The 3,311-nt window shown below is 69.3% G+C and carries 4 protein-coding genes; 2 read left to right on the top strand and 2 right to left on the bottom strand.

What is annotated here, in order from left to right:
• The first annotated feature begins 42 nt into the window (after nt 1–42).
• Nucleotides 43–597, top strand: coding sequence for a hypothetical protein (locus A9X03_RS25085; RefSeq protein WP_082974570.1), 555 nt, complete (start codon nt 43–45; stop codon nt 595–597).
• A gap of 179 nt (nt 598–776) precedes the next feature.
• Here A9X03_RS25085 and A9X03_RS25080 read toward each other — a convergent pair whose 3' ends face one another.
• A complete protein-coding gene (locus tag A9X03_RS25080) occupies nt 777–1,952 on the bottom strand; it encodes a thiolase family protein (protein ID WP_067751442.1) in 1,176 nt (391 codons plus the stop codon).
• Nucleotides 1,953–2,101: 149 nt separating this feature from the next.
• On the opposite strand from A9X03_RS25080, the gene A9X03_RS25075 reads away from it, so the two are divergent.
• A complete protein-coding gene (locus A9X03_RS25075; RefSeq protein ID WP_067751424.1) occupies nt 2,102–2,494 on the top strand; it encodes a hypothetical protein in 393 nt (130 codons plus the stop codon).
• Between the two features lie 228 nt (nt 2,495–2,722).
• On the opposite strand, the gene A9X03_RS25070 is transcribed toward A9X03_RS25075, so the two are convergent.
• A complete protein-coding gene (locus tag A9X03_RS25070) occupies nt 2,723–3,310 on the bottom strand; it encodes a TIGR03086 family metal-binding protein (RefSeq protein WP_068263509.1) in 588 nt (195 codons plus the stop codon).
• Nucleotide 3,311 lies beyond the last annotated feature (1 nt).

The raw sequence follows: 3,311 nt of genomic DNA, 5'->3' as shown, positions 1-3,311 counted from the left end.
TTGTTGGGTCGGCTGGGGCGCATTACGCGGGGGCGTCTGGTTGTGATCGGGATCGTCTCGGCGGTCGCGCTGGGCGGCATCCTCACCTTCGTGGTGCTGAAGCTGACCCAGGGTGACCAGGGCGTCAAGCCACCCACCGCCCAGCCGGCACCGCCGCAGAGCTTCGCGATCCCGGGCTGCTACAACCTGTCCGTTCCGCCCGTCGAACGGCCTAAGCGGCTCAACGTGCTGGGCTGCGCGAGCGTCGCCGTTGCGCTGCAAGACATGTCGTGGAGTTCGTGGGGCCAACAGGGCGCCGACGGCAGCGGCACGGCCGTGTTCAAGGTCTGCGATCCGAATTGCGCGGCCGGGTATCAACTCACCGAGCCCGTAATCGTCCACGCGTGGAATCCACAGCCGCCGCGGCGCGAGGCCATCTGCCAGGTCGGCTTGAACATCTTCGCCGACATGATCCTGGCTTTTCCCAAAGGTGTTCCCCCGCCGACCGTGCAGAAGATGAACACCCAGTACAACGAGGAACCGGCGGTGCACTTCGCCAATTACTCGAGCGGCGACACGCGCGGAACGCAATTCATCGGCTACACGTACTGCAACTGATCGCCGCGCTCGCGATCGCCGCTGACCCGACGGCGGCGACCCGTCCCCCGCAAGCGGGAGGTGCCCCCATCACCCGGCTCCGCCGCGCTCGCGATCGCCGCTGACCCGACGGCGGCGACCCGTCCCCCGCAAGCGGGAGGTGCCCCCATCGCCCGGCTCCGCCGCGCTCGCGATCGCCGCTAGACCTCGATCACCACGGCGCCGCCCTGGCCACCACCCGCGCACATGGCCGCGACGCCGATGCCGCCGCCACGGCGGGCCAGCTCGTAGACCAGCGTGGTCACCATGCGCGCGCCCGAGGCCGCGATGGGGTGGCCGAGGCTGCAGCCGCTGCCGGAGAAGTTCACCTTCTCCTCGTCGATGCCGTACTCGCGGCACGCCGCGATCGGCACCGAGGCGAACGCCTCGTTGATCTCCCACAGCGCGACGTCGTCGACCGACAGCCCGGCCCGCTGCAGCACTTTGCCGATGACCTTGACGGCCCCCAGCCCGGTGTCGCGGGGGGCGACGCCCGCGGCCGCCCACGCCCGGACCGCGCCCATGACATTGAGGTTCTCGGCCGCGGCGTAGTCGCGGTCCACGAGAGCCACCGCCGCGGCGGCGTCATTGGTGCCGCTGCTGTTGCCGGCCGTGATCGAGAACCCCTCGATCTCGGGGTGCAGCACTTTGAGCGCGGCGAGCTTTTCGACGGTGGTGTCTCGGCGGGGATGCTCGTCCACGGAGAACTCGGTGACCGAACCGTCGAACTGGGTGACCTTCAGCGGGATGATCTCGTCGACGAACTTGCCCGCGTCCATGGCCGCGATGGCGCGCTGATGTGAGCGGGCCGCCCACGCGTCCATCTCCTCGCGCGTGATCCCGACCGCCTGGGCGGTGTTCCAGCCCACGGTGATCGACATGTCCTTGGCGGGTGCATCCGGCGTTTCGACGTGCGTCGGCGGCATCCAGCGCTCCTCGAACTTGAGCTCCGGGCCGGGGATCCGCCAGTTGGTCAGCGGTGTCATCGACAACGACTGCACGCCGCCGGCGATCAGCACGCGTTCCATCCCGGAACCGATCTGCGCCGCCGCGTTGCCGATGGCGGTCAGGCTGCCCGCACAGTGCCGGTTCACCGACTGGCCGGGAATGTCCTCCATCCCCGTGGCGGTGGCGGCATACCTCGCCAAATCCCCGCCCCCGTAATGGGATTCAGCGAAGATGATGTCGTCGATGGCGGACGGGTCGACGCCGGAGCGGCGCACGACCTCCGGAAGCACCGTGGTGATCAGCGTCTCGGGTGGCGTGTTGACGAGCGTGCCCTTGAAGGAGCGGCCGATCGCCGTCCGAACCGCTCCGACAATGACGGGTTTGGCCATGTTCTCAACCTCGAACGGTCTGGCTGCGGTCGGCAGCGCGGGTGTCAGCAGATGACGCGAATCGTAACAAATACCGTATGGCCAATAGTAAACGGCCTGAGTTTCCGCCATCCCGATACCGACCGCGCGTGACAGGACACAATGGGTCGATGACAACCAGACCAGTCGCCGTGCGTGACACCACCGAGCTCACCGCGTATCGCGTCGCGGCGATGCTCCTGGGCGTGGGGACGCTGCACTTCGTGGCGCCCAAGCCGTTCGACACGATCGTCCCGGCCGAGCTCCCGGGCAGCGCCCGCTTCTACACCTATGCGTCCGGGGTGGCCGAGGTGGGCATCGGAGCGGCGTTGCTGCCACGACGCACGCGGCGACTGGCCGCGCTCGCGGCCGCCGTGTTGTTCGTCGGCGTGTTTCCGGCCAACGTCAACATGTGCCGGCTGTGGTGGGACAAGCCCTGGCCGATGCGGATCGTCGCCCTGGCCCGGTTGCCCCTGCAGATCCCCATGATCACCACCGCACTCAAGATCAGCCGCAACAGCTGAGGGCACCCATCTTCGTCACAAGCGCCACAGCCGTCGCTGGGGGCGGGGATGCCCGGCGTGCTCGCCTCTCAGCGACAATGCGTTCGTTGGGCTGGGCGGCGGCCTCATCGCCCGCGTTGTCGCTCCGAGGCGGGCAACCTGTGCGTCTCCCGGCGCGGGGGCTGGTGCTGCCTCTGCGACTGGCCCGACCACGGGACGCTCCGCAAAGCGCGTGTGCCGCAGGCGGACTCAGCCACCGATGTCGACCGAGCGGCCCAGGAAAGCCATCAGCCGCGCGGTCGGCGTCGCGTCATCCAGTGCGGGCTGGGCCGGCCCGAAGCCGCCCGGCCGCCGCAACAGGTGCTCGGGCAGCGACTCCACCAACCCGCGGCACAGCCCCAGCAGGTCCGCGGGCAGCTCGATCAGCCGCCCTTGCGACCGTTGGATGTCCCAGGCGTGCATGGCCAGGTCGGACACCGGATACGTCAGCGCCCGCCGCAACGGAACCTCACCTTCGGGCGACCTCCGCGGTCCGTCGAGGTCGGCGCCGGGCAACCCGGCCCGCAGCCGCGCCGCCAGCTCGCGCAGCCGCTGGCTCGGGTCATCGCATATCCAGTCGGCAGGCTGCGACGGGCGGTCCCAGAGCTCACCGTCCTCGACCAGGGTCACCACTTTCGCCGCGCTGCCCGTGACGTGCCCGACCAGCTCGCGCAGGCTCCAGCCCTCGAGATTGGACGGCTGATCCCAGCGCTCCGGGGAAACCTGGTCGACGGCGGCGATGAGCAGATCGATTACCTCGGTGGCCAGCACGCCGATCCGGGAGTTCGTGTCGTTCATG

This window comes from Mycobacterium sp. E1715 (genome assembly GCF_001667625.1).
In the GTDB taxonomy this organism is placed as follows: domain Bacteria; phylum Actinomycetota; class Actinomycetes; order Mycobacteriales; family Mycobacteriaceae; genus Mycobacterium.
This window is presented reverse-complemented; position numbering and strand designations above follow the sequence as displayed.